The organism is Micromonospora sp. NPDC048040 (assembly GCF_055587185.1).
Genome location: NZ_JBVJGT010000014.1, coordinates 15,954 through 38,317 on the forward strand (window position 1 = coordinate 15,954; position 22,364 = coordinate 38,317).

Sequence of the window (22,364 nt, forward strand, 5' to 3'; positions counted from 1 at the left end):
GCTCACTCCCTGCCGGCGCAGCAGTCGTCACCGCAGCCATGCACGGGCGCGGAGGGGGCGGTTACGGCGGATACTGTGGTGGCCGGTGCGCAGCAGTCGTTCCCGCGCCACACCTCGCGGCCTTCCTTCACCGCGACGGCGGCGATGACGAGGGCGGCGACCGGGTCGGCCCACCACCAGCCGAACAACGAGTTGACGGCGAGGCCGACCAGCAGCACCGCGGACAGGTAGGTACACAGCAGGGTCTGTTTGGAGTCGGCCACCGCCGAGGCGGAGCCGAGTTCACGGCCGGCGCGGCGCTGCACGGCCGACAGCACCGGCATCACGACCAAGGACAGCGCGGCCAGGATCAGGCCGACGGTGGAGTGCTCAGCTCGGTCGGCGCCGGTCAGAGCCCGCGCCGACTCCACCGTCACGTAGGCCGCGAGGGCGAAGAACGACACTGCGATGATCCGCAGCGTGGTGCGTTCGCGGCGTTCGTGGTCGGCGGCGGAGAACTGCCACGCCACGGCGGTCGCCGAGACGACCTCGATGACCGAGTCCAGCCCGAAGCCGATCAGTGCGGTCGACGACGCGAGAGTCCCCGCGGTGGTCGCCACCACCGCCTCGACGACGTTGTAGGTGATGGTCGCGGCGACCAGCAGCCGCACCCGCCGGGCAAGCACCGCCCGCCGGGTCGCCGGCGGCCCGGCGGACGCCAACCGGATCGGGGTGGCCATCAGCAGCATCCCTGCTCGGCTGCGACGGGACACGCCGCCGGATCCACCGCCAACACCAACCCGAGCAGGTCGCCCAGGGCATGGGCCAGCCGGGCGTCGGTCAGCTCGTAGCGGGTGTGCCGCCCCTCTGGAACGGCAACGACCAGCCCGCAGCCGCGCAGACACGCCAGATGGTTGGACAGGTTCTGTCGGCTGGTGCCCAGCACCTCGGCCAACTCCGCCGGATGCCCCGGCCCCTCGCGAAGCGCCAGCAGAAGCCGGGTCCGCACCGGATCAGACAAGGCATGGCCGAAGCGCGCCAGCACCTGTCCGTGCGTCAACGTCTCCACACCCGAACCATACAGCAGCCACTGTATTCAGCAAAGGCTGTACCGCGATGAGGGTGGATCATCAGGCGGCGAACACGTAATCGTTGGTTTTCGCCGGAAGCTACGGCCGGCCCCGGTGGGGCGCAGCTTCCGGCCCGGAGCAAGGTTGAGAAGCTGCGGCCTGATCTACGTGGTGTCCGGCCCGTAGCGTGCCATCCGTTCGCTGACGGTCGATGTCTGGGCGGTGCGGCGCCGGTGGTGATCAGCGCGGGTGCGCTCGTGCGGGTCGCCGACGGCCCGCCAGGAGGCGCCCATCGGCGGTTGCGCGCGAGCGTCGCCGCGACGCCACCGAGGCGAGTGTCAGGCCGGCTGCCACCGGCGAGCCGGCGTGGCAGTCGTCCGTGTGGCCGCCGGCCGCCGGTCCGGCCGGGGTGAGCGCGGGCGCGCAGCAGGTGTCACCGCGCCACGCTTCGCGGCCTTCCCTGACCGCCGCGGCGGCGATGACCAGCGCGGCGATCGGGGCGGCCCAGGGCCACTAGCAGCAGCCCTGCTCGTCGGAGTTCGGGCAGGCGGCCGGGTCTACCGTCAGTACGAGACCGAGCAGGTCCGCGAGGGCGTGCGCCAGCCGGGCGTCGGCCAGTTCGTACCGGGTGCGGCGGCCCTGCGGCACCGCGACCACGAGACCGCAGCCGCGCAGACACGAGAGGTGGTTCGACAGGTTCTGCCGGGTCGTGCCCAGCAGTTCGGCCAGTTCCGCTGGGTATCCCGGCCCGTCGCGCAGCGCCAGCAGCAGCCGCGCCCGGGTCGGGTCCGAGAGGGCATGACCGAAGCGGGCCAACACCTGTCCGTGCGTCAACGTCTCCACACCGTGGATAGTACATCTGATGGTGTACTGATCGAGGTGGCGGCCGTCTCGACGCGTACGGCACAGCGGGGTGAACCGTCGTGGCTTGGAGACGCGCCACCCCCGGAGCCGGTGTCGGCGCCGGGGGTGGCGGGGTGCGGGTGGGTCAGTCGTCGGCGCGGTGGTCGGCCCACCACTTCTGCCCGGTCTCGGGCAGGGTGTCGATCGGGTCGTAGTAGGCGTAGCGCTTGTTGAGCGCCTCGGTGTCGGCGGACTCGATCGAGGTGCGGTAGTTCTTGGTCCAGTAGGAGATGCCGCGCTCGCGGTCGTACTCGGTGAGCATGTGCACCCAGCGCTTGCCGACGAAGGGGACGTCGCAGACGATGCGCGGGGTGGCGTAGCCGGGCAGGTAGCCCATGATGTCGTGCTGGAGCTGCTGGGCGTGCCAGACCGGGACCCGCCAGTGCTCGGCGTTGGGGATCATGTCGCACATGTAGAAGTAGTACGGCAGGATGCCCGCCTCGCCCTGGAGGGCGAAGCAGAGGTCGAGCAGGTCGGGGGCGGTGGCGTTGACGCCGCGCATGAGCACGCCCTGGTTGCGGACGTCGCGGACGCCGACGTCGAGGGCGGTCTGGGCGGCCCTGGCGACCAGCGGGGTGAGCGACTGGGCGTGGTTGACGTGGGTGTGGATGGCCAGGTTGACGCCGCGGCGGGCGGCGGTGCGGGCGACGCGTTCGAGGCCCTCGACGACGTCGGGCTGGAGCCAGTGCTGGGGCAGGCCCATGAGCGCCTTGGTGGCGAGCCGGATGTCGCGGATGGTCTCGATCTCGAGCAGCCGCATCAGGTAGGACTCGAGGTTCTTCCAGGGCACGTTGGCCACGTCGCCGCCGGAGACGACGACGTCGCGGACGCCGGGGTGGGCCTTGAGGTAGCTGATGTGGGCGTCGTAGCGGTCGACGGGCTTGAGGGTGAGCTTGAGCTTGTCGACGGTGGGGGTGGAGTTGCCGACGAGGTCCATGCGGGTGCAGTGGCCGCAGTACTGCGGGCAGGTGGAGAGCAGTTCGGCGAGGACCTTGGTGGGGTAGCGGTGGGTGAGGCCCTCGGCGACCCACATGTCGTGTTCGTGCAGGGAGTCGCGGCTGGCGTACGGGTGGGAGGGCCAGTCGGTGCGCCGGTCGGAGGCGACGGGGATCATGTAGCGCCGGATGGGGTCGGCGAGCAGCGCCTCGGTGGTCATCGGGGCGAACGGGACCATGGTGTTGAGCATCTGCGGCGGCACCAGCATGGACATGGTGGCCAGGGCCTTCTGGTCGGCCTCGAGGTCGGCGTAGAAGGTCTCGTCGACGAGGTCGCCGAGCACGGTGCGTAGCTGCTTGATGTTCTTGACGCAGTTGACGCGCTGCCACTGCGCGTTCTCCCACTGGTCGCGGGTGACGTGGCGCCAGCCGGGGAAGCGGGTCCAGTCGGGTTCGACGAGGGGTGCGCGGCGGTATTCGTAGGGCTGTCCGGCGGTGGGGACCGCGACCGGCGCGGGGCGGGACGCTGGGATGGTCTCCACCGGTTGTGTCTGGGTCACGGCCCCTCCTCGGGTGGTGCGGTTGATCAGCGATTCCGAAGGCTACTGGAAAATATCCGGTGAAGAAATTAGTCTGCCGGAAGTTTTCCCGCTACGCGAGCCCTGGCCGGGGCTTCGGGCGGCTTGACAGGGGGTGGTCTGCGTGACGTCACCGGTGGGTCTGCACCGCGTTGTCGAACCGGCGGGGGTGCTGCCGCAGGCGGCGTGGCGGCTCGACGCGAGCCCGGAGATCGCGGCGAACGAGGTCCGCATCCGGGTGGAGCGGTTGAACCTCGACGCGGCGAGCTTCCGGCAGTTGTGGGAGAAGCACGGCGGTGACGGCGACGCGGTCCGCGCCGAGGTGCTGGAGATCGTGTCGACCCGGGGGAAGATGCAGAACCCGGTGACCGGTTCCGGCGGGATGCTGATCGGCACGGTGGAGGAGGCGGGGCGGCGTTCCCCGCTGGGGTTGAAGGCGGGGGAGCGGGTGGCGACGCTGGTGTCGCTGACGCTGACGCCGCTGACGATCCTCGACGGTCTGGCGCGGTGGGACGGGCGCAGCGAGCAGGTGCCGTGCGACGGGTACGCGATCCTGTTCGCCCGGTCGATCGCGGCGGTGCTGCCGGCGGACCTGGACCCGCAGTTGTCCCTGGCGGTGCTGGACGTGTGCGGGGCGCCGGCGTTGACCTCGCGGGTGGTGGCGCGGCACGTGGCGGACCGGGAGCGGGCTGGGGACACGTCGCCGGTGCGGGTGGCGGTGATCGGCGGCGCGGGCAAGAGCGGGTCGTTGTCCCTCGCGGCGGCGCGGCGGGCGGGCGCCGGCCGTACGGTCGGGGTGGTGCCGGTGGCGGCGGAGCGGGACGCGCTGACGGCGGCGGGTCTGGCGGACGCGGTGGCGTTGGCCGACGCGCGGGATCCGGTGGCGTTGTCGTCGGCGGTGACCACGGCGCTGGGTGCGCCGGCCGACGTGACGGTGGTCTGCGTGGACGTGCCGGGTTGTGAGCACGGGGCGGTGCTGGCGACCGCGGACGGCGGCACGGTGATCTTCTTCTCGATGGCGACGAGTTTCGCGGCGGCGGCGTTGGGCGCGGAGGGTCTGGCGGCGGACGTGACGATGCTGGTGGGCAACGGCTACGTGCCGGGGCACGCGGAGCTGGCGTTGGGGTTGTTGCGGTCGGAGCCGGGGGTCCGGGCGCTGTTCGAGTCGCGGTTGGCGGCAGACTGAGTGTCATGACGAACCCCTCGACTCTGTACCGCGGCGGCGTGCTGCACTGTCCGGCCGATCCGAGTGCGACGGCCCTGTTGGTGACCGACGGCAGGATCTCGTGGTTGGGGGCGGACGCGGACGCGCCGGCGGCCGACCGGGTGGTGGACCTGGACGGGGCGTTGGTGACGCCGGCGTTCGTGGATTCGCACGTCCACGCGACCGACACGGGGTTGGCGTTGTCGGGGCTGGACCTGTCGGCGGTGCGGTCGGCGGGGGAGTTGCTGGACGCGGTGGCGGCGTTCGCGGCGGGGTTGCCGTCGGACGCGGTGGTGCTGGGGCACGGGTGGGACGAGTCGAGTTGGCCGGTGCCGGAGCTGCCGGACGCGGCGACGCTGGATCGGGCGGCCGGGGGCCGGCGGGTGTACCTGTCGCAGGCGTCGATCCATTCGGCGTTGGTGTCGGCGGCGCTGCTGGCGGCGTGTCCGCAGGCGGCGGCGTCGGCGGGGTTCGACCCGTCGGGTTGGTTGCGGCGTGACGCGCACCACGTGGTGCGGGCGGCGGCGTTCGCGTCGGTGACGCGCGCGCAGCGGGTGGCGGCGCAGCGGGCGGCGTTGGCGCACGCGGCGTCGCTGGGCATCGCGGCGGTGCACGAGTGCGGTGGGCCGGAGATCTCCGACGAGGAGGACTTCACGGGCCTGCTGGCGTTGTCGGGCGACGGCGTGGCGGAGGTGTACGGGTACTGGGGCGAGCTGCTGGGTGCGGCACGGGCCCGGGAGTTGGGCGCGGTCGGGGCGGGCGGTGACCTGTTCGCCGACGGGGCGTTGGGCTCGCGTACGGCGCATGTGTCGCGGGACTACCTGGACGGCGACGGGGGCTGCGGGCACGGGTACGTCTCGGCGGAGCAGGTGCGGGATCATCTGTTGGACTGCGCGGCGCACGGGATGCAGGGCGGGTTCCACGCGATCGGTGACGCGGCGATCTCGACGGTGCTGGAGGGTTTCGCGGGCGCGGCGGAGAAGCTGGGCACGGATCGGGTGCGGGCGGCGCGGCACCGGGTGGAGCACGCGGAGATCATGAACAAGCGGCTGATCGCCGGGTTCGTGGAGTACGGCATCGTGGCGAGCATGCAGCCGGCGTTCGACCGGTTGTGGGGCGGTGCGGGCCGGATGTACGAGTCGCGGTTGGGTCTGGACCGGTCGTTGGAGTCGAACCCGATGGGGGCGATGCACGGGGTCGGGGTGGCGTTGGCGTTCGGGTCGGATTCGCCGGTGACGCCGTTGGATCCGTGGGGTTCGGTGCGGGCGGCGGTGTGGCACCACAATCCGACGCAGCGGATGAGTGTGCGGGCGGCGTTCGCGGCGCACACGCGTGGCGGGTGGCGGGCGGTGCACCTGGACAACGAGGGTGTGTTGGCGTTGGGGGCGCCGGCGACGTTCGCGGTGTGGTCGACGCCGGCGGGGGTGGAGCGGGGTCTGCCGGTGTTGTTGGCCGAGGACCTCGAGGCGCGGGGTCCGGAGGATCCGACGCCGTTGCCGGTGTGTCGGCGCACGGTGCTGCGTGGTGACGTGATCTACGAGGAAGGGTCGGCGTGAGCGAGCGTGGCGGGTGGTTCGGTGGGGGCGCGGGTCGCGTCGTCGCCGGCCGGAGTGAGGTGACGGTGTGACGGGCAAGCTTGACCTGGATCCGCGGTTGGTGACGCGGGCGCGGGAGTTGGCGCGCCGCGCCGGGCAGCCGGTGGTGGATCTGGCGCGCAGCCACACGACGGTGTCGGTGGAGCGGGCGGTGCTGCGGTTGGCGGGGGTGACCGGCGCCGACCCGGACGGCATTCCGTGGGTGAACCGGCTCGTCGACGCGGTGGTCGCGGACGTCGGGTTGGGGCACGGGGTGGCGGTGCCGGTGTTCGACGCCATGGCGCGGGAGCAGATCGCCGACGTGACGTTGCTGGCGCAGAAGGCGGCGGCGGGGTCGGTGCGGTTCGAGGTGCCGTCGGGGAAGGCGGCCACGGCGGCGCGCAAGGCGGCGCGCAAGGCCGTGGCGGCCGGAATCCGGCTGGTCGACCGGCGCCGCGTCGAGCGGGACCGTCTGGTCAAGCGGTACGGGGATCCGAAGCAGCGGCCGTGGATCTACCTGATCGTGGCGACGGGCGACATCTACGAGGACATTCCGCAGGCGCAGGCGGCGGCGCGGGCGGGTGCGGACATCATCGCGGTGATCCGGTCGACAGGGCAGTCGCTGCTGGACTACGTGCCGGAGGGCGCGACCCGGGAGGGGTTCGCCGGCACGTACGCGACGCAGGAGAACTTCCGGCTGATGCGGGCGGCGTTGGACGAGTCGTCGAAGGAACTGGGCCGGTACGTGCGGCTGACGAACTACGCGTCGGGGCTGTGCATGCCGGAGATGGCGACTCTGGCGGGCCTGGAACGGCTCGACATGATGTTGAACGACTCGATGTACGGGATCCTGTTCCGCGACATCAACCCGATCCGCACGTTCGTGGACCAGCGGTTCTCGCGGCAGGTACACGCGCGGGCGGGGATCATCATCAACACCGGTGAGGACAACTACCTGACCACCGCCGACGCGGTGGACGAGGCGCACACGGTGACGGTGTCGCAGCTGCTGAACGAGTTCTTCGCGCACGAGGCGGGGCTGCAGGACTGGCAGTTGGGCCTGGGGCACGCGTTCGAGATCAACCCGGATGTGCCGGGGTCGTTCCGGTTGGAGTTGGCGCACGCGCTGCTGGCGCGGGAGTTGTTCCCGGACGCGCCGCTGAAGTGGATGCCGCCGACGAAGCACATGACGGGGGACGTGTTCCGGGGGAACCTGCTGGACGGGTTCTTCAACCTGGTGGGCACGATGACGGGTCAGGGGATCCTGCTGGTGGGGATGATGACCGAGGCGGTGGTGACGCCGTGGTTGTCGGACCGGGACATCGCGCTGCAGAACGTGCGGTACGTGCTGGGCGCGGCCGGTGGGCTGCACGAGGATTTCGTGCCGGCGCCGGGCGGGTTCATCCAGCAGCGGGCCAACCAGGTGCTCGGTGAGGCGGTGGATCTGCTGGAGCGCATCGGGGACCAGTCGCTGTTGACGGCGATCGCCGAGGGCACGTTCGGGATCATGAAGCGTCCGGCTGACCGGGGCAAGGGTCTGGCGGGGGTGGCCGCGCACGAGGCCGACTACTTCAACCCGGCCACGGAGATCCTGGAAGGGGATGCGGCGTGAGCGCCGTCGAGGTCGGCGCGGTGGCGCCGGGCGGCGGGGCCGCCGAGAAGAAGATCGTGCGGCCGTACGGGGACACCACCGGCGACGGCATGGTGCAGGTGTCGTTCACGTTGCCGGTGCCGCACGACAAGCGGGCCGAGGGCGCGGCGGTGCAGTTGGCGAACAAGATGGGCATCGACCCGGCGATGCTGGTGCACGCCAAGCCGATGAGTGAAGGTTTCACCTTCTTCGTGGTGTACGGGCGGGTGAACCACCTGGTGGACCTGTCGGCGGTGCAGGTGGTGGAGCGTGACTTCCCGCTGCTGTCGGCCAAGGAGGTCAACGCGGTGGTGAAGCAGCGGTTGCGGCGCAAGTTGTCCGTGGTGGGGGCGTGCATCGGCACGGACGCACACACCGTGGGCATCGACGCGATCCTCAACGTGAAGGGCATCGCGGGAGAGAAGGGCCTGGAGTACTACCGGGAGTTGAAGGTCACCAACCTGGGTGCGCAGGTGAGCGTGCCGGAGCTGGTGGAGGCGGCCCGGGCGGAGAAGGCCGACGCGGTGCTGGTGTCGCAGGTGGTGACGCAGCGCGACGCGCACCTGCACAACACGCGGGAGATGTCGGCGGCGTTCCGGGAGGCGATGCCGGCGGGACGCCGGCCGCTGCTGATCGTGGGTGGGCCGCGGTTCGACGAGACGATGGCCGGCGAGTTGGGCGTGGACCGGATCTTCGGCCGGGGCACCACGCCGGGCGAGGTGGCGAGCTATCTGGTGCACGCGTTGATCACGGAGAAGAAGGCGAAGGCATGAGTGATTCCCGGGTCGGTCTGACCGTCACCCACCGGCGGTATGTGCCCTACTCGCACGCCCACTACGCGGGCAACCTGGTCGACGGGGCGTACGCGTTGGGGTTGTTCGGGGACGTGGCGACGGAGGTGTGCATCCGCACCGACGGCGACGAGGGGTTGTTCGCGTCGTACTCGGACGTGCAGTTCCGCGGCGCCATGCGGGCCGGGGACGTGTTGGAGGTGACGGCGACGGTGACCCGGGTGGGCACCCGCAGCCGCACGATCGACTTCGAGGCGCGGGTGGTGTGCCGGGGCCGCCCGGACCGGGGCGAGTCGGCGGCGGAGGTCCTCGACGAACCGATCGTGGCGGTCACCGCGACCGGCACGGTGGTCGTCCCGCCGGCGGCGTGAGGCACGCGGTCTGCGCCGACGTCGGGTCCACGTACACGAAGGTGGCGGTGGTGGACCTCGACGGCGGCGCGCTGGTCGCGGCGGCGACGGCGCCCACGACGGTGGGCACGGACGTGCTGCACGGCCTGGACGCCGCGGTCGGGGCGGCCACGGCCGGCCTGCCGGTGGGTGACGTGCCGTGGTACGTGTGCTCGTCGGCCGGTGGTGGGCTGCGGCTGGCCGTGGTGGGCTACGAGCATCTGGTGACCGCGCAGGCGGGCCGGCGGGTGGGTCTGTCGGCGGGCGCGAACGTGGTGCACGTGGCGGCGGGGCGGCTCGGCGCGGCGGAGCTGGCGGGGCTGCGGGCGGCCCGCCCGGACGTGGTGCTGCTGGTCGGCGGCACCGACGGCGGTGACGCCGAGACGTTGACGCACAACGCGACCCGGCTGGCGAAGGCCCGCTGGCGGGTGCCGGTGGTCCTCGCGGGCAACGTCGACGTCCGCGACGACCTGCACGCCCTGCTGGCCGGCGCGGGGGTGCCGGTGACGGTGGCCGACAACGTGCTGCCCCGCATCGGGGTCCTGGCGCCGGCGTCGGCGCGGGCGGCGATCCGGGAGGTGTTCCTGCGGCACGTCATCGGCGGGAAGCGGCTGTCGCGGGGGCCCCGGTTCGCGCGGCTGGTGCGGGCGGCCACGCCCGACGCGGTCCTGACCGGCGTGGAGGTGCTCGCCGACGCCCTCGGCGGTGACCTGGTGGTGGTGGACGTCGGTGGCGCCACCACCGACGTGTACTCGGTGTTGACGCCCGACGAGCGGGCCAGCGGGCCGGGCCGGGAGGTGGCGGGTTCGCTGTGGCGGGCCCGGACCGTGGAGGGGGACCTGGGCATGCGGTGGAGCGCGCCGGGGGTGGTGCGGGCCGCCGTCGAGGAGCGGCTGCTGAGCGACGCCGAGGGCGACGACCTGGCGGCCGCGGCGGTGGTGCGCGCCGACGACCCGGGGTTCCTGCCCGCGGGGGACGTCGACCGGGCCGTGGACGCCCGGATCGCGGCCCTGGCGGCGACGGTGGCGTTGCGGCGGCACGCCCGGGGCGCGGCGACGGGTGAGCGGGCCGGCCGGGACCTGCGGGACGTGCGGCTGCTCGTCGGTTCCGGTGGGGTGCTGCGGCACGCCGCGCCGGCCGACGCGGCGGGTGTGCTCTCCGCGGTGTTGACCGACCACGCGGGCGGGTGGCCGCTGCCGCGTGCCGCCCGGCCGGTCGTGGACACCGACTACGTGCTGGCCGCCGGTGGGTTGCTCGCCGCCGAGCATCCAGCGGCGGCGGGGGCGCTGCTGCGTCGCCACCTGGCCACGGATTGAGACTCGCCGACGCGACACGCCGTGTTGCAACACACGACAGGCCCGGGTGGGTTGACAGCGGCGGGGGTCCACGCCGTACCGTCTTTGAGTCCTACTACGGGAAGCGGCTGTTGTTCGCTTCGTCCCTTCGTCCGCTGGCCGAGCGACATGTGCAGTGCGTCGCGGCGGCCAGGTCCAGCGGGCGGGGGTCGGCGGGGCGGCGCGAACCGGCCGCGGTTACCGGTGTACGGGCAGGGTGAGGTGCACGGCCAGTAGACAACGGCCAGGCGGGGGCAGCCAGTCCGCGTCGGGTCGGTCCGAAGGTCGGCGTAGCTCGTTCTCGCCCCACCGGCCGGGAAGGGCCTGGGAGCATCGGGGCGCGGCGCAAGCCGCGCCCCGATTTTCGTCGCTGCGGCCAGGCGTCGTTCAGCGGGCGGATCCTGTGCCGCCGGCCCGGTGTCGCCTGCCGGCCGGGACGGGCTTGCAGTGGGCGATGCAGGTCGAAACGGCGGTCGGCGTTGCCCGGCTCGATCTGACCACTGGGTCTCAGCGGTCGGCGGGTGGGGCCTGGGTCCGGTAGGCGTCGAGTTGGTCGGCGAGGCGTCGCGGCTGGCTCAGCGCGATCAGGTGCCCGCCGGGCAGCACGTCCACGTCGACGCCGAGGCGTTCGCGGGCCAGGCGGCGCTGGAAGTCGGCGGGGAAGAACCGGTCGTCGCGGCCGGTGACCACCCGGGTGGGCACGTCGGGCCAGCGGCGCAGCGGGTTGGGGCGGGTGAACACCGCCGGCGACTCGTCGGGCGCGTCGGCGGCGGTGAGGCGCGCCACCACCGGCTCGGGGACGTCGTGGAAGAAGTCCACCGCCAGGTCGACGTGGTCGCCGGGGGTGCGGCCCTGCGCGACGGCGTGGTCGGCGCGGGCCTGCGCGTGCCCGGTGGCCGCCCACCACTGCCCGGCCGTCTCGCCGGGGGCGGGGATCATCGGGTTGACCAGGACGACCGTCGTCACCCGCGGGTCGTCGGCGACCAGTGGGGCGGTGAACGCGCCGAGGGACTGCGCGACCAGCACCACCCGGTGCCGGTCGCCGATCGCGGCGCGGACGGTGGCGGCGTACTCGGGCAGCGCGGCGGTGTCGTCGGCGGCGGGCAGGTCCACGGCGACCGCCTCGCGGCCGCGGCGGCGCAGCTCGTCGACGAGCAGGTGCCAGTAGTCGGCGCTGCCGCCCGCGCCGGGGATCAGCACGTAGGTCACGACCGGCCCCGGGCGGCGACGTTCCCGGCGGTGCCGCCGCCGAGGAAGCGGGTGGTGAAGGCCAGCTCGTCGCCGGTGAGGTGGAACAGCATCGGCAGCACCCGGGGCGTGCCGTCGGGCGCGACGTGGGCGACGCGGGCCAGCTCCGTGGAGGCCAGCAGTCGCCGCGCCACCGGATGGTCGAGCAGTCGTACGTCGCCCTGCGGCAGGGCGGTGGTCGCGGTCACGGGGCCTCCCTCAAAATCGTCGCTCCTACATTAGGAGTGCTCGCTTCGTTCGGGCAAGCACCACGGCTACGCTGGGCGGGTGCGTTCCTACGACGATCTGTGCGGGCTGGCCCGCGCGCTGGCCGTGGTCGGCGAACGCTGGGCGCTGCTGGTCGTCCGGGAGCTGCTGCTCGGCCCGAAACGCTTCTCCGACCTCAGCCGTGGCCTGCCCACGATGAGCCAGAACGTGCTGTCCGCGCGGCTGCGCGAGCTGGAACGGGCCGGCGTGGTGACCCGCCGCACCCTCGGCCCCCCGGCCAGCGCCCGCGTGTACGAACTCACCCCGCGCGGCCGGGAGTTGGAGGAGAGCCTGCTGGCGCTGGGCCGGTGGGGCAGCAGGCAGCCGCTGCCCGCCACCGGCCGGTTGAGCGTCGACGCCCTGATGCTCGCCCTGCGCACCACGTACGACCCGGGCCCCGCCGGCGGGCCGGCGGCGCCGGTGGCGCTGCGGTTGGGCGCCGACCGGTTCGTCGCCGAGGCCGACCGGGCCGGGCTGCGGATCAGCCGGGACGGCGGCGAGCGCTGCGCCGCCGTCGTCGACACCGACCCGCGCACCCTGCTGGAGGTCGTGTTCGGCTACCGGCCCCGCGACGAGGCGGAACACCACGGTGCGCTGCGCGTCACCGGCGAGCGGCGGGTCGCCGAGCGATTCCTCGGCTGCTTCACCCGCCCGGTCGCCACCGGCGACGCCGGTGCCGCGCCGGCCGCCGGGTAGCCTTCCGCTCTGTGATCGAGGTGAGGTGCCCGTGACGACCGTGGACAGCAGCCAGCCGCGTGCCGACGCCCCGCGCGTGCCCGACGTGGCGCCGCGGGCGCTGCCGCTGCGGGTGGCCGCGCCGATGGCGGTGGCCGCCGGGCTGGCGCTGCTGGCGGCGTTCCCCCCGTACGGGGTGTGGCCGCTCGCGCCGGTCGGCGTGGCGCTGCTGGCCGCGGCGACGCACCGCCGCCGCGTCCGGGCCGGCGCCGGGCTGGGCTTCCTGACCGGGGTGGCGCTGTTCGCGCCGCTGCTGAGCTGGACGAACCTGCACACCGGTTACCTGCCGTGGACGCTGCTGTCGCTGCTGCAGGCCGCCTACCTGGCGCTGCTGGGCGCGGCGAGCGCGTACGCCTCCCCACTGGCCGACCGCCTGCGGTGGGCCTGGCCGGCGCTGACGGGCGTGCTGTGGGTGGGGCAGGAGGCGCTGCGCGACCGCACCCCGTTCGGCGGGTTCCCGTGGGGGCGGCTGGCGTTCAGCCAGGACGACTCGCCGCTGCTGCGGCTGGCCGCGCTGGGCGGCGCGCCGCTGGTGACGTTCGCGGTGGCGCTGACCGGGGGGCTGCTCGTCGCGGCGCTGTGGCGGCCGTGGGACGGACGGCGGCGGTGGGCGCCGATCGCCGGGCTGACCGCCGGCGCGGTCGCGGTGCCCGTCGCCGGGCTGCTGGTGCCGGTGGCCGCCGCCGGGGGCGGCGACACCGTCACCGTGGCGATCGTGCAGGGCAACGTGCCCCGGCTGGGGCTGGACTTCAACGCCCAACGCAAGGCGGTGCTCGGCAACCACGTCGACGCCACCGTCGAGCTGGCCGAGCAGGTCGCCGCCGGCGGCCAGCGCCGCCCCGACCTGGTGGTGTGGCCGGAGAACGCCAGCGACATCGACCCGCTGCGCGACGCCGACGCCGGCGCCCTGATCTCCCGGGCCGCCGACGCGATCGGCGCGCCGATCCTGGTCGGCGCGGTGCTGCGCGGCCCCGGCGACGGCGAGGTCCGCAACGCCGGCATCCTCTGGCGGCCCGGCACCGGCCCCGACCTGGGGCAGGTCTACATCAAGCGGCACCCGGTGCCGTTCGCCGAGTACGTGCCGATGCGCGACCTCGCCCGGATGGTCAGCAAGCAGGTGGACCGGGTGCGGGCCGACTTCGTGCCCGGCACCGAGCCGGGCGTGCTGCGCACCGGCCCGGCCGTGCTCGGCGACGTGATCTGCTTCGAGGTCGCCTACGACGAGGTGGTCCGCGACACCGTCACCGGCGGGGCGCAGCTGCTGGTGGTGCAGACCAACAACGCCACCTTCGACGTGGCGGAGGCGCGGCAGCAGCTGGCCATGGTGCGGCTGCGGGCGGTCGAGCACGGCCGGCCGGCGTTGATGGCCTCCACGGTCGGAGTGTCCGGGTTCGTTGCCCCCGACGGGCGGGTAAGCGACGCCACCGGGTTCAACACCCGCGCGGTCGTGGTGCGGCAGCTGCGCCTGGACGACGGGCGCACCCTGGCCACCCGGGTCGGCCTGTGGCCGGAGGCGGCGCTGGCCACCCTGGCGGTGGCGGCCCTGGTCGGCGCGGCCGTGCTGCGCCGCCGGCACCGCGCCGGATGACACCAGCCGGCAATCCGGCGGAGGGGAAGCGACGGTGGGCGAGACGACCGACACCCGAGGGCCACGCGCCGGCCACCCCGGGCTGGGTCGGGTGCTCGTGGTGATCCCGACCTACGACGAGGCCGACAACGTGGCGTCGATCGTGGCGCGTGTGCGCCGCGCCGCCCCGGCCGTGGAGATCCTCGTCGCCGACGACAACAGCCCCGACGGCACCGGCGCGGTCGCCGACGCCCTGGCCGCCGCCGACCCGCACGTGCACGTGCTGCACCGCGAGGGCAAGCAGGGCCTCGGCGCGGCGTACCTGGCGGGGTTCGCGTGGGCCCGCGAGCGTGGTTTCGACGCCGTGGTGGAGATGGACGCCGACGGCTCGCACGCCCCCGAGGACCTGCCCACGCTGCTGGCGGCCGCCCGCGACGCCGACGTGGTGATCGGCTCCCGGTGGACCACCGGCGCGCGGGTGGTGAACTGGCCGCTGCGGCGGCTGCTGCTGTCGCGCTGCGGCAACCTGTACGCGCGGCTGGCGCTGGGCATGCCGGTGTCCGACGCCACCGGCGGCTACCGGGTGTACCGGCTGTCCGCCCTGGACGAGATCGACCTGGGGTCGGTGTGTTCGCAGGGCTACTCGTTCCAGGTGGAGCTGTCGCGGCTGGCGCACCAGGCCGGGGCGCGCATCGTCGAGGTGCCGATCACGTTCGCCGAGCGGGAACGCGGCAGCAGCAAGATGAGCCCGCTGATCGTGGCGGAGGCGCTGTGGCGGATCACCGCATGGGGTCTGCAGGATCGGCGGCTGGCGGTGCGGCGGGGCCTGCACGGCACCCCCGACGGTCAGGTGCGGTGGCCCTGAGCGTCGGCGTGTCATGCTGGACGCAGTGCCTGCGCGGACCGACCGCGCCGCGGATGGCGGATGAGGTGAGATGCGCCGAGGACTGAGGTACGTGCCGCTGGGCCTGTTGCTGGCGGTGCTGCTGGAGCTGGCGGTGTTCGTCGTGGTGGGCCGGGCGATCGGGTTCGGCTCGGCGCTGCTGGCGGTGTTCGCGGTGTCGCTGCTCGGGCTGGTGCTGCTGCGCCGGGAGGGGATGCGCGCCTGGCGTGGCTTCCGGACCGCCGCGGAGGCCGGCCAGCCGCCGGGTCGGCAGGTCACCGACGGTCTCGTCGGGCTGGTCGGCGCGCTGCTGCTGGCGACCCCCGGCCTGGTCAGTGGCCTGGTGGGGTTGTTGCTGCTGGTGCCGCCGGTGCGTCGGCTGGCCCGCGGCGGGGTGCAGCGTGCCGCGGAGCGCCGGGTGTCGTCGATGGTCGCCGGTGACCTGTTCGGGCCCCGCCGGGTGCGGGTGCGCCGGGGCGCCCCGCAGCCCACGCCGCGCCCGACGGCCGAGCCGCCGCCGACCGTGGTCGACGGGGGCCGGGCCATCGAGGGCGAGATCGTCGAGCCCGGCCGGAACTGATCCGGGCACCGGACTCATCCCGGACACGACGGCCGTAACGGGCCCGAGGCCGGCCGGCGGCATCGTCTCCAAGGACTCCGAGCCGCAACGGGCCGGGGGCGGACGCGGCGGCCGCAACGAGCCCGGACACCACGGCGCCCCGGGAGTGTGGCTCCCGGGGCGCCGTGGTGTGTGCGGTGCGGGTCAGGCGCGGCCGCGGCGGGTGCGAACCTCCTGCAACCGCTCGGCGAGGATGTCCTCCAGCTCGGCGATGGAGCGCCGCTCCAGCAGCATGTCCCAGTGGGTACGCGGCGGCTTGGCCTTCTTCTGCTCCGGCTCGCTGCCGTCGACCAGCCGGGCGACGCTGCCGTCGAACTTGCACTCCCAGGTCGTGGGGACCTCGGCGTCGACGGCGAACGGCACCTCGAACTGGTGACCCTTGGCGCAGAGGTACTCGCGGGTCTGACGCGGCGCGAGCTCCGTGTTGCGGTCGGATTCGTAGCTCACCGCGCCCAGACGGCTTCCGCGCAGCATACGCTCGCCCATGATCGACTTCCCCTCGTTGGTGGTGCTGGTCTTCTCTGTGTAACGGTCCGTTCCCGCCGGGCCATTCCCGCCCGGGGCGCTGCCGCGCCGTCGGGCGAGCCTGAACCAGGGTAGCCGGCCATGCCAGCCGCCCGGCGGGGTCGTCCCCGGCCGGGTCGGTTGGGTGGAGTGTTTCCGTTGCCAACGGGGATGTTAACCGCCCGAGTGGAGCGGAGGTTTGCGATGGTGGGTGACGCGCCGGTGCAGTCCCGTCCGCCCTCCGGGCGGACGTTCTTCGGGCACCCGCGGGCGCTGTCCACCCTCTTCCTCACCGAGATGTGGGAACGGTTCAGCTTCTACGGCATGCGGGCGATCCTGGTGCTGTACCTGACCGCGTCCGTGGCCGACGACGGGCAGGCGATGGGCGAGGCCAGCGCCAGTGCCGTCTACGGCACCTACAACGCGATGGTCTACCTGATGGCGCTGCCGGGCGGCTGGGTCGCCGACCGGCTCATCGGCGCCCGCCGCAGCGTCCTGTGGGGCGGGGTCGTCATCGCCGCCGGGCACTACGTGATGGCGATCCCGACGCGGTGGAGCGTCTTCGCGGGCATGACGCTGATCGTCGTCGGCACGGGCCTGCTCAAGCCCAACATCTCGACGATGGTCGGCGACCTCTACGACCGGGACTCCCCGCGCCGCGACGCCGGCTTCTCGATCTTCTACATGGGCATCAACATCGGGGGGTTCGCCGCCCCACTGGTCACCGGCTTCCTCGGCGAGAAGGTCAACTGGCATCTGGGCTTCGGGGCCGCCGCGATCGGCATGACCTTCGGCGTGCTGCAGTACGTGCTGGGCCGGCGCAACCTCGGCGACGCGGGCGCGCGGCCCGCCGACCCGCTGCTCGGCGCCGACCGCCGCCGCGCGCTGACCCGCGTCGGCGCGGTCGCCGCCCTGGTCGTGCTCGCGGTCGTCGTCCTCGCCGTGGCCGGGGCGTTCACCGTCGACACCGTGGTCAACCTGCTCGCCGCCGCCACCGTACTGATCACCGTCGGGTACTTCGTGCGGATCATGGTGGACCGGGAGCTGAGCGCCACCGAACGCAGCCGGATGAAGGCGTACGTGTGGCTGTTCGTCTTCGCCGCCGCGTTCTGGCTGATCTACGACCAGGCCGGGTCGGTGCTGAACATCTTCGCCGCCGACAACACCGACCGCGACGTCGCCGGGTTCACCTTCCCCGCGTCGTGGCTTCAGTCGGTCAACCCGATCCTGATCATCATCGGGGCGCCGCTGTTCGCGCTGCTCTGGCTGCGGCTGGGCCACCGGGTCTCCACCCCGGTGAAGTTCGCGGTGGGCCTGGTGCTCAACGGCCTGTCGTTCGTGCTGATGGCCGCCGCCGCCCAGGCCGCCGTCGGCGGCGACCTGGTCTCGCCGTGGTGGCTCGTGGCCGTGTACGCCATCCAGGTCGCCGGCGAGCTGTCGCTGAGCCCCGTCGGCCTGTCCGCCACCACCAAGCTGGCGCCGGTCAAGTACGCCAGCCAGATGATGGGGCTGTGGTTCCTCGCCACCGCCGTCGGCGACGCGATCGGCGGGCAGGTGGCCCGGCTCGCCGACACCTGGCCCGAGCCGACGTACTTTCTCACCTTCGGCCTGGCCTCGGCGGCCCTCGGGCTCGGCGCGGTGATGTTCGCCCGGCACATCCGCGCCCTGATGGCCGGCATCCACTGACCCGGGCGGCGGGGCCGTGCCCGTGCCGTCGCGGCAGGCCCGCCGGGCGCCGCCTGACCCGCCGCCGCACGCCCGGGCCCGGCGCGGCCGGGACCGGGTGTGCGGCGGCGGGTCAGGCGGCCGGGGTCGGGGGCAGCGGCAGCGGCAGGCCGGGCAGCCCGTCGATGCTGCGGGCGACGTGCTCCTTGCCGGCGAAGTAGTCGCTCAGCGAGGCGTCGTCCTCCCGGGCGAACCGCTTGCCGTGCAGGTCCCGGTCGGCGTCGTAGGTCATGAACGGCACCGCGTAGCCGCAGGTGTCGCGGATCAGTTCGGCGCGCACCACGACGATCGCCCGCAGGCCGTGCACGCTGGCGTCGACGTCCGGGAAGTGGCCCATCAGCTCGGCCCAGCGGGGGTCGTCGCGGAACACCGGCTCGCCGCGCCCGTGCACCCGGACGATGTTCGGCGGCCCCTGGAACGCGCACCACATCAGCGTGATCCGGCCGTTCTCCCGCAGGTGCGCGATCGTCTCGGCGTTGCTGCCGGCGAAGTCCAGGTACGCCACGGTGTGCGCGTCGAGCACCGCCCAGGAGCCGCGTAGGCCCTTGGGGGATAGGTTGATGGTGCCGTCGCCGGACAGCGGCGCGGTGGCGGTGAAGAACAGCGGCTGCTCCTCGATGAAGGTGCGCAGCCGGCCCTCGATGCGTTCGTGTGTCTTTCCCACCCGGCCATCATCGTCCCGTCGCGACTGTCGCCGTTGCCCTGCGGTCGGTGGCGTCCCACCCCCCGGACACCGCCGTCCCCGCCCGGACGACGGGCGCGCCCCCCACCCGGGAGAGGCGTGCCGGCCCCGCCGGAGCCGGGCCGGCCCGGACTGTCGGCCAGTCGGGCCGGCGCAGACCGTCGGCTCGTCGGGACGGTTCAGGTGGTCGGCGGGCCCGCGTCGCGGGGGCCGAGGTGGGCCAGGGCGGCGGCGAGGTGGCCCACCTGCTCGGCGAGCTGGGCCACCCGCCGGTGCGCCTCGTCGCGGTCGGTCTCGGCGGCGCGCAGCCGTACCGCCAGCTCGTCGAGCCGGCCCTGCGCGGCGGTCGCGGCGTCCCGCGCGGCGGCCAGCTCCGCGCCCAGCGTGTCGTGGCGGCCGGCGAGCGCCGCCAGGTCCGCGCGGGCGCGGTCGGCCTCCGCCCCGGCCTGCGCGCGCGCCGCCTCGGCCTCCTGCCGGGCCCGCGCCGCCTCGGCGGCCGTCGTCCGGGCCGCGGCGGCCTCGGCCCGCGCCTGCTCGGCCTGTTCGCGCGCCTGCTCGGCCTGTTCGCGGGCCGCCTCGGCGTCGGCGTGCAGGCGCTGCGCCCGGTCGAGCGCCTCGGCGGCGTCGCGGGCCGCCCGGTCGGCGTCGCCGCGGGCGGCGTCCCGCTCGCCCGTCAGGTCGGCGGCCCGGCGGCGCTCCGCGTCCAGGTCGGCGCGCAGGGCACGCAGCTCGTGGCGGGCCGCGTCGCGGTCGCGTTCGGCCTGTGTCCGCAACGCCTCCGCGGCGCTGGCCTGCCGGCGGGCCTCGTCGCGGGCCGCCTCGGCCCGGTCGGCGCGCTCGGCCGCCGTCGTGGCCTGCTCGGCGGCGCGTCGGGCCTCCTCGCGGGCGGTGTCCCGCTCGGCGGCGGCCGACCGGGCCTCCTCGCGGGCCCGGACGGCCGCCGCGGCGGCGTCCTCGGCGTCGCGGCGGGCCTCGTCCCGCTCGGTCTGCACCGCCGCCACCTGGGTCGCCGCGTCGGCGCGGGCCTGCGCCAGCTGGCGTTCCACGCCGACCGGGGACAGCTCGGCGTGCAGCGCCTCGGCGAGGGTCTCCGCGACCTGCTCCAGCCGGTCCACGGCCTCCCAGGTGCGGGCCACCTGGCCGGGCAGGCCGGGGGCGTTGCGGTGCCGCATCCGGCTGTTGCGTGAGGCCCGCTGGCAGGCGCCGTCGTTGTCGCGGCAGTAGCGGAACGGCCGGCCCGCGCCGACGCGCTGCGGCACCTCCCGACCACAGTGGGCGCAGGGGCGGGTGTCGGCGGCGGCGGGCTGGGCGTCCATCGAGGGCGGATTCTACTGCGCTGCCCGGCCGCCGCCGGCACAGCGGCCGACCCCTGTGCGGGATGGTCCGCCGGCACCGCGCCGCCGCCGACTAGCGTGTCCGGTGTGGCCGTCTCCCCGTACGTCGCGAAGCTGCGCGCCCACGTCGGCACGGACCTGCTTCTGCTGCCCAGCGTCAGCGCGGTCGTCCGCGACGACGCCGGCCGGCTGCTGCTGGCACGGCGCGCCGACAACGGCCGCTGGTCCCTGCCCGCCGGCCTCATCGACCCCGGCGAGCAGCCGGCCGACGCCGTCCTACGGGAGGTGTACGAGGAGACCGGCGTGCACGTACGCATCGACCGGGTCGGCGGCGTCGCCACGCACCGGGTCGTCTACCCCAACGGCGACGCCTGCGAGTACCTGAACGTGTGGTTCCGGTGCCACGCGGTGGGCGGCGAACCGCGGGTCAACGACGACGAGTCCCTCGAGGTGGGCTGGTTCGACCCGGCCGACCTGCCCGAGCTCGACGACTGGGCGCGGCTGCGCATCGACACCACACTGCGCGAGGACGTCCCCACCTGGCACGCCCCGCCCGGCGAGCGGCACCCGGCGCTCGACCAGCCCGACGCGCTCTGAACGGACCGTCAGCGCCCCGGCTACCTGCCCACCGTGTCGGCGGTGGGCACGGCACGTCGGGGTGTGGCGTCAGGGCATGGCGACGGCGGCACGGGACCTGTCGGCGGCGATCCGCACTGCCAGCGCCGCCAGGACCGTGCCCGTCAGCAGCCGCTGCACCCTCAGCCACAGCGGCCGGCGGGCGAAGAACCCGGCGAGCGCACCGGCGGTGAGCACGATCAGCGCGTTCACCGTGAGCGCCACCGCGATCTGGGTCAGCCCCAGCACCAGGCTCTGCGCCGCGACGTGGCCCCGGGCCGGGTCGATGAACTGCGGCAGCAGCGACACGTACAGGATCGCGATCTTCGGGTTGAGCAGGTTGGTGACCAGGCCCATCGTGAACAGCCGCCGAGCCGGGTCGGGCGGCAGCGGCGCCGGCGTGAACGGCGACTGCCCGCCGGGGCGCAGCGCCTGCCAGGCCAGCCACAGCAGGTACGCCGCCCCGGCCAGCTTGACCGCCGTGTAGAGGGCGGGCACCAGCACGAACACCGTGGCGATGCCGGCGACCGCGGCGACCAGGTAGACGCCGAACCCGGCGGCGACGCCGAGCAGCGAGACCAGCCCGGCCCGTCGACCCTGGGTCACCGACCGGGAGACCAGGTAGACCATGTTCGGGCCGGGGGTCAGCACCAGCCCCAGCGCCACCAGCGCGATACCCACGAGCGCACCCGTACCGACCATGTCGACCCCCGTCCCACTCGGCTGCCGCCGACACTACGCCCGGGCTCCCGTCGGCCGGCGTCCGGCATCGGGCGCCCGGCGGGCCGCGACGGCCGCGCGGGTCTCCTCGGCGACCAGGTCGGCGTTGATCGCCGCGCCGGCCGCCGAACCGGCGGACACGGAGGTGACCACCTGGGCGCGCGGGTCCGTGACGTTGCCGGCCACCCACACGCCGGGGACCGCGGTCGCCCCCGTCGGGTCGGACGGGACGGCGCTGCCGATCACCTGGCCGCCCATCTGCTGCTCCACCGCCGCGAGGCCGAGCGACGTCAGCACGTCGGCGCGGGCGTGGAAGCGGGGAGCCACCACCACCGCCCCGCACGGCAGCACCTCGCCGCCGGCCAGCCGCACGCCGATGAGCGCGTCACCGGCGACCTCGAGCGCGGCGACGGGACCGTCGACCACCCGCACGCCGCGGGCCGCGAGCTGCTCGTCCTCCTCGGCGGTGAACGCGCACCCGCCGTGCCGTACGACCGTCACGTCGGCGCTCCAGTGCCGCCACAGCAGCGCCTGGTGCGCGGCCAGCGGGCCGGTGGCCAGCACCACCAGCGGCTTGTCGCGCGCCTCCCACCCGTGGCAGTACGGGCAGTGCAGCACGTCGCGGCCCCACCGCTCGGCCAGCCCCGGCACGTCGGGCAGCTCGTCGACCAGGCCGGTGGTCACCAGCAGCCGCCGGGCGTCGACCGTGCGGCCGTCGGCGAGGGCCACACGGAACCCGCCGCCGTCGCGCGGCACCGCCGAGCGGACGGCGCCGTGGACGAACCGCCCGCCGTAGCCGGCCACCTCGGCCCGGCCGGCCGCCAGCAGCTCGCCCGGTGGCGTGCCCTCGCGGGCCAGGTAGTTGTGCACGTGCCCGGCCGGCGCGTTGCGCGGCTCGCCCGCGTCCACGACCAGCACCGAGCGGCGGGCCCGGGTCAGGGCCAACGCCCCGCTCAGCCCGGCCGCGCCGCCGCCCACGACCACCACGTCGTACGTCTCACGCACGGAACTCTCCCTCCGTCGTCGGCGGATCCCACGCCCGCCGCCGACCCGACTGTCCGCCGGGAGCGACGCGAGCGGCAAACGTCGTTGCCGGAAC

General features: G+C 74.3%; 21 protein-coding genes and 3 pseudogenes. 12 read left to right on the forward strand and 12 right to left on the reverse strand.

Features of this window, described 5'->3' with window-relative positions; genetic code table 11:
• Positions 1-2 precede the first annotated feature (2 nt).
• The 5 genes and pseudogenes from ACZ6O2_RS16250 to ACZ6O2_RS16270 all read right to left on the reverse strand — a co-directional run bounded on the left by ACZ6O2_RS16250 (position 3) and on the right by ACZ6O2_RS16270 (position 3,447).
• Positions 3-719: a cation efflux transmembrane domain-containing protein gene (locus tag ACZ6O2_RS16250; protein WP_466023371.1), complete on the reverse strand. Its 717-nt coding sequence runs from the start codon at positions 717-719 to the stop codon at positions 3-5.
• The gene (locus ACZ6O2_RS16255) at positions 719-1,048 is read right to left on the reverse strand and encodes an ArsR/SmtB family transcription factor (protein ID WP_350705414.1); all 330 of its coding nucleotides are present in this window, start codon (positions 1,046-1,048) and stop codon (positions 719-721) included. The genes ACZ6O2_RS16250 and ACZ6O2_RS16255 overlap by 1 nt, the downstream gene beginning before the upstream one ends.
• 370 nt (positions 1,049-1,418) lie before the next feature.
• Positions 1,419-1,562: pseudogene (locus ACZ6O2_RS16260) on the reverse strand (cation transporter); the annotation flags it as partial.
• Positions 1,563-1,892 (reverse strand): ArsR/SmtB family transcription factor, encoded by a 330-nt coding sequence (locus ACZ6O2_RS16265; RefSeq protein ID WP_350705416.1) that lies wholly within the window; start codon positions 1,890-1,892, stop codon positions 1,563-1,565.
• A 145-nt stretch (positions 1,893-2,037) separates the two neighbouring features.
• Positions 2,038-3,447, reverse strand: a complete 1,410-nt coding sequence (locus ACZ6O2_RS16270; RefSeq protein ID WP_466023372.1) for a KamA family radical SAM protein — start codon at positions 3,445-3,447, stop codon at positions 2,038-2,040.
• Between the two features lie 142 nt (positions 3,448-3,589).
• On the opposite strand from ACZ6O2_RS16270, the gene kdd reads away from it, so the two are divergent.
• The 6 genes from kdd to ACZ6O2_RS16300 all read left to right on the forward strand — a co-directional run bounded on the left by kdd (position 3,590) and on the right by ACZ6O2_RS16300 (position 10,369).
• Positions 3,590-4,651, forward strand: coding sequence for an L-erythro-3,5-diaminohexanoate dehydrogenase (kdd, locus tag ACZ6O2_RS16275; RefSeq protein WP_466023373.1), 1,062 nt, complete (start codon positions 3,590-3,592; stop codon positions 4,649-4,651).
• A 5-nt stretch (positions 4,652-4,656) separates the two neighbouring features.
• Positions 4,657-6,225 (forward strand): amidohydrolase, encoded by a 1,569-nt coding sequence (locus tag ACZ6O2_RS16280; protein WP_466023374.1) that lies wholly within the window; start codon positions 4,657-4,659, stop codon positions 6,223-6,225.
• 67 nt (positions 6,226-6,292) lie between these two features.
• Positions 6,293-7,855, forward strand: a complete 1,563-nt coding sequence (gene kamD / locus ACZ6O2_RS16285) for a lysine 5,6-aminomutase subunit alpha (protein ID WP_466023375.1) — start codon at positions 6,293-6,295, stop codon at positions 7,853-7,855.
• 20 nt (positions 7,856-7,875) lie between these two features.
• The gene (kamE, locus tag ACZ6O2_RS16290; RefSeq protein WP_466023471.1) at positions 7,876-8,646 is read left to right on the forward strand and encodes a lysine 5,6-aminomutase subunit beta; all 771 of its coding nucleotides are present in this window, start codon (positions 7,876-7,878) and stop codon (positions 8,644-8,646) included.
• Positions 8,643-9,035 (forward strand): 3-aminobutyryl-CoA ammonia lyase, encoded by a 393-nt coding sequence (kal, locus tag ACZ6O2_RS16295; protein WP_350705426.1) that lies wholly within the window; start codon positions 8,643-8,645, stop codon positions 9,033-9,035. The genes kamE and kal overlap by 4 nt, the downstream gene beginning before the upstream one ends.
• The gene (locus ACZ6O2_RS16300) at positions 9,032-10,369 is read left to right on the forward strand and encodes a glutamate mutase L (protein ID WP_466023376.1); all 1,338 of its coding nucleotides are present in this window, start codon (positions 9,032-9,034) and stop codon (positions 10,367-10,369) included. The genes kal and ACZ6O2_RS16300 overlap by 4 nt, the downstream gene beginning before the upstream one ends.
• 525 nt (positions 10,370-10,894) lie before the next feature.
• On the opposite strand, the gene ACZ6O2_RS16305 is transcribed toward ACZ6O2_RS16300, so the two are convergent.
• Together ACZ6O2_RS16305 and ACZ6O2_RS16310 are read right to left on the reverse strand one after the other, a co-directional pair.
• A complete protein-coding gene (locus ACZ6O2_RS16305; RefSeq protein WP_466023377.1) occupies positions 10,895-11,596 on the reverse strand; it encodes an alpha/beta fold hydrolase in 702 nt (233 codons plus the stop codon).
• Entirely contained in the window at positions 11,593-11,823 is a 231-nt protein-coding gene (locus ACZ6O2_RS16310) for a hypothetical protein (RefSeq protein WP_466023378.1), read from the reverse strand. Before ACZ6O2_RS16310 ends, ACZ6O2_RS16305 begins: the two co-directional genes overlap by 4 nt.
• Positions 11,824-11,947: 124 nt before the next feature.
• Here ACZ6O2_RS16310 and ACZ6O2_RS16315 point away from each other — a divergent pair.
• From ACZ6O2_RS16315 to ACZ6O2_RS16330, 4 genes and pseudogenes are all read left to right on the forward strand, one after another.
• Positions 11,948-12,193: pseudogene (locus ACZ6O2_RS16315) on the forward strand (winged helix-turn-helix transcriptional regulator); the annotation flags it as partial.
• A 282-nt stretch (positions 12,194-12,475) separates the two neighbouring features.
• A pseudogene (lnt, locus tag ACZ6O2_RS16320) lies at positions 12,476-14,230 on the forward strand (apolipoprotein N-acyltransferase); the annotation flags it as partial.
• Positions 14,231-14,238: 8 nt separating this feature from the next.
• Entirely contained in the window at positions 14,239-15,048 is an 810-nt protein-coding gene (locus ACZ6O2_RS16325; RefSeq protein ID WP_350705433.1) for a polyprenol monophosphomannose synthase, read from the forward strand.
• A gap of 70 nt (positions 15,049-15,118) precedes the next feature.
• Positions 15,119-15,646, forward strand: coding sequence for an FxsA family protein (locus ACZ6O2_RS16330; protein ID WP_466023379.1), 528 nt, complete (start codon positions 15,119-15,121; stop codon positions 15,644-15,646).
• A gap of 183 nt (positions 15,647-15,829) precedes the next feature.
• Here the strand turns inward: ACZ6O2_RS16330 and ACZ6O2_RS16335 are convergent, their stop codons facing one another.
• On the reverse strand, positions 15,830-16,171 hold the full coding sequence (locus ACZ6O2_RS16335) for an RNA polymerase-binding protein RbpA (protein ID WP_046564157.1): 342 nt from the start codon (positions 16,169-16,171) through the stop codon (positions 15,830-15,832).
• Between the two features lie 222 nt (positions 16,172-16,393).
• Between ACZ6O2_RS16335 and ACZ6O2_RS16340 the strand changes: the two genes are divergently transcribed.
• Positions 16,394-17,875, forward strand: a complete 1,482-nt coding sequence (locus ACZ6O2_RS16340; protein WP_466023380.1) for a peptide MFS transporter — start codon at positions 16,394-16,396, stop codon at positions 17,873-17,875.
• Between the two features lie 112 nt (positions 17,876-17,987).
• Here the strand turns inward: ACZ6O2_RS16340 and ACZ6O2_RS16345 are convergent, their stop codons facing one another.
• Complete coding sequence (locus ACZ6O2_RS16345) at positions 17,988-18,578, reverse strand: pyridoxamine 5'-phosphate oxidase family protein (RefSeq protein ID WP_350705439.1); 591 nt, start codon at positions 18,576-18,578, stop codon at positions 17,988-17,990.
• 197 nt (positions 18,579-18,775) lie between these two features.
• Complete coding sequence (locus ACZ6O2_RS16350; protein ID WP_466023381.1) at positions 18,776-19,912, reverse strand: hypothetical protein; 1,137 nt, start codon at positions 19,910-19,912, stop codon at positions 18,776-18,778.
• A 105-nt stretch (positions 19,913-20,017) separates the two neighbouring features.
• Here ACZ6O2_RS16350 and ACZ6O2_RS16355 point away from each other — a divergent pair, with 105 nt between their 5' ends.
• Positions 20,018-20,527, forward strand: a complete 510-nt coding sequence (locus ACZ6O2_RS16355; protein WP_466023382.1) for an NUDIX hydrolase — start codon at positions 20,018-20,020, stop codon at positions 20,525-20,527.
• A 69-nt stretch (positions 20,528-20,596) separates the two neighbouring features.
• On the opposite strand, the gene ACZ6O2_RS16360 is transcribed toward ACZ6O2_RS16355, so the two are convergent.
• Both ACZ6O2_RS16360 and ACZ6O2_RS16365 read right to left on the reverse strand, forming a co-directional pair.
• Positions 20,597-21,247 carry a LysE family translocator gene (locus tag ACZ6O2_RS16360; RefSeq protein WP_350705445.1) on the reverse strand — a complete coding sequence of 217 codons (651 nt, stop codon included), beginning with the start codon at positions 21,245-21,247 and terminating at the stop codon, positions 20,597-20,599.
• A gap of 33 nt (positions 21,248-21,280) precedes the next feature.
• Entirely contained in the window at positions 21,281-22,270 is a 990-nt protein-coding gene (locus ACZ6O2_RS16365) for an NAD(P)/FAD-dependent oxidoreductase (protein WP_466023383.1), read from the reverse strand.
• Between the last annotated feature and the right edge of the window lie 94 nt (positions 22,271-22,364).

Excerpts from the sequence above, each read along its gene's own strand:
- ACZ6O2_RS16335 (WP_046564157.1), bottom strand. The coding sequence starts at position 16,171 with ATGGGCGAGCGTATGCTGCGCGGAAGCCGTCTGGGCGCGGTGAGCTAC.
- kal (WP_350705426.1), top strand. The coding sequence starts at position 8,643 with ATGAGTGATTCCCGGGTCGGTCTGACCGTCACCCACCGGCGGTATGTG.
- ACZ6O2_RS16350 (WP_466023381.1), bottom strand. The coding sequence starts at position 19,912 with ATGGACGCCCAGCCCGCCGCCGCCGACACCCGCCCCTGCGCCCACTGT.
- ACZ6O2_RS16280 (WP_466023374.1), top strand. The coding sequence starts at position 4,657 with ATGACGAACCCCTCGACTCTGTACCGCGGCGGCGTGCTGCACTGTCCG.
- ACZ6O2_RS16360 (WP_350705445.1), bottom strand. The coding sequence starts at position 21,247 with ATGGTCGGTACGGGTGCGCTCGTGGGTATCGCGCTGGTGGCGCTGGGG.
- ACZ6O2_RS16330 (WP_466023379.1), top strand. The coding sequence starts at position 15,119 with ATGCGCCGAGGACTGAGGTACGTGCCGCTGGGCCTGTTGCTGGCGGTG.
- ACZ6O2_RS16250 (WP_466023371.1), bottom strand. The coding sequence starts at position 719 with ATGGCCACCCCGATCCGGTTGGCGTCCGCCGGGCCGCCGGCGACCCGG.
- ACZ6O2_RS16340 (WP_466023380.1), top strand. The coding sequence starts at position 16,394 with ATGGTGGGTGACGCGCCGGTGCAGTCCCGTCCGCCCTCCGGGCGGACG.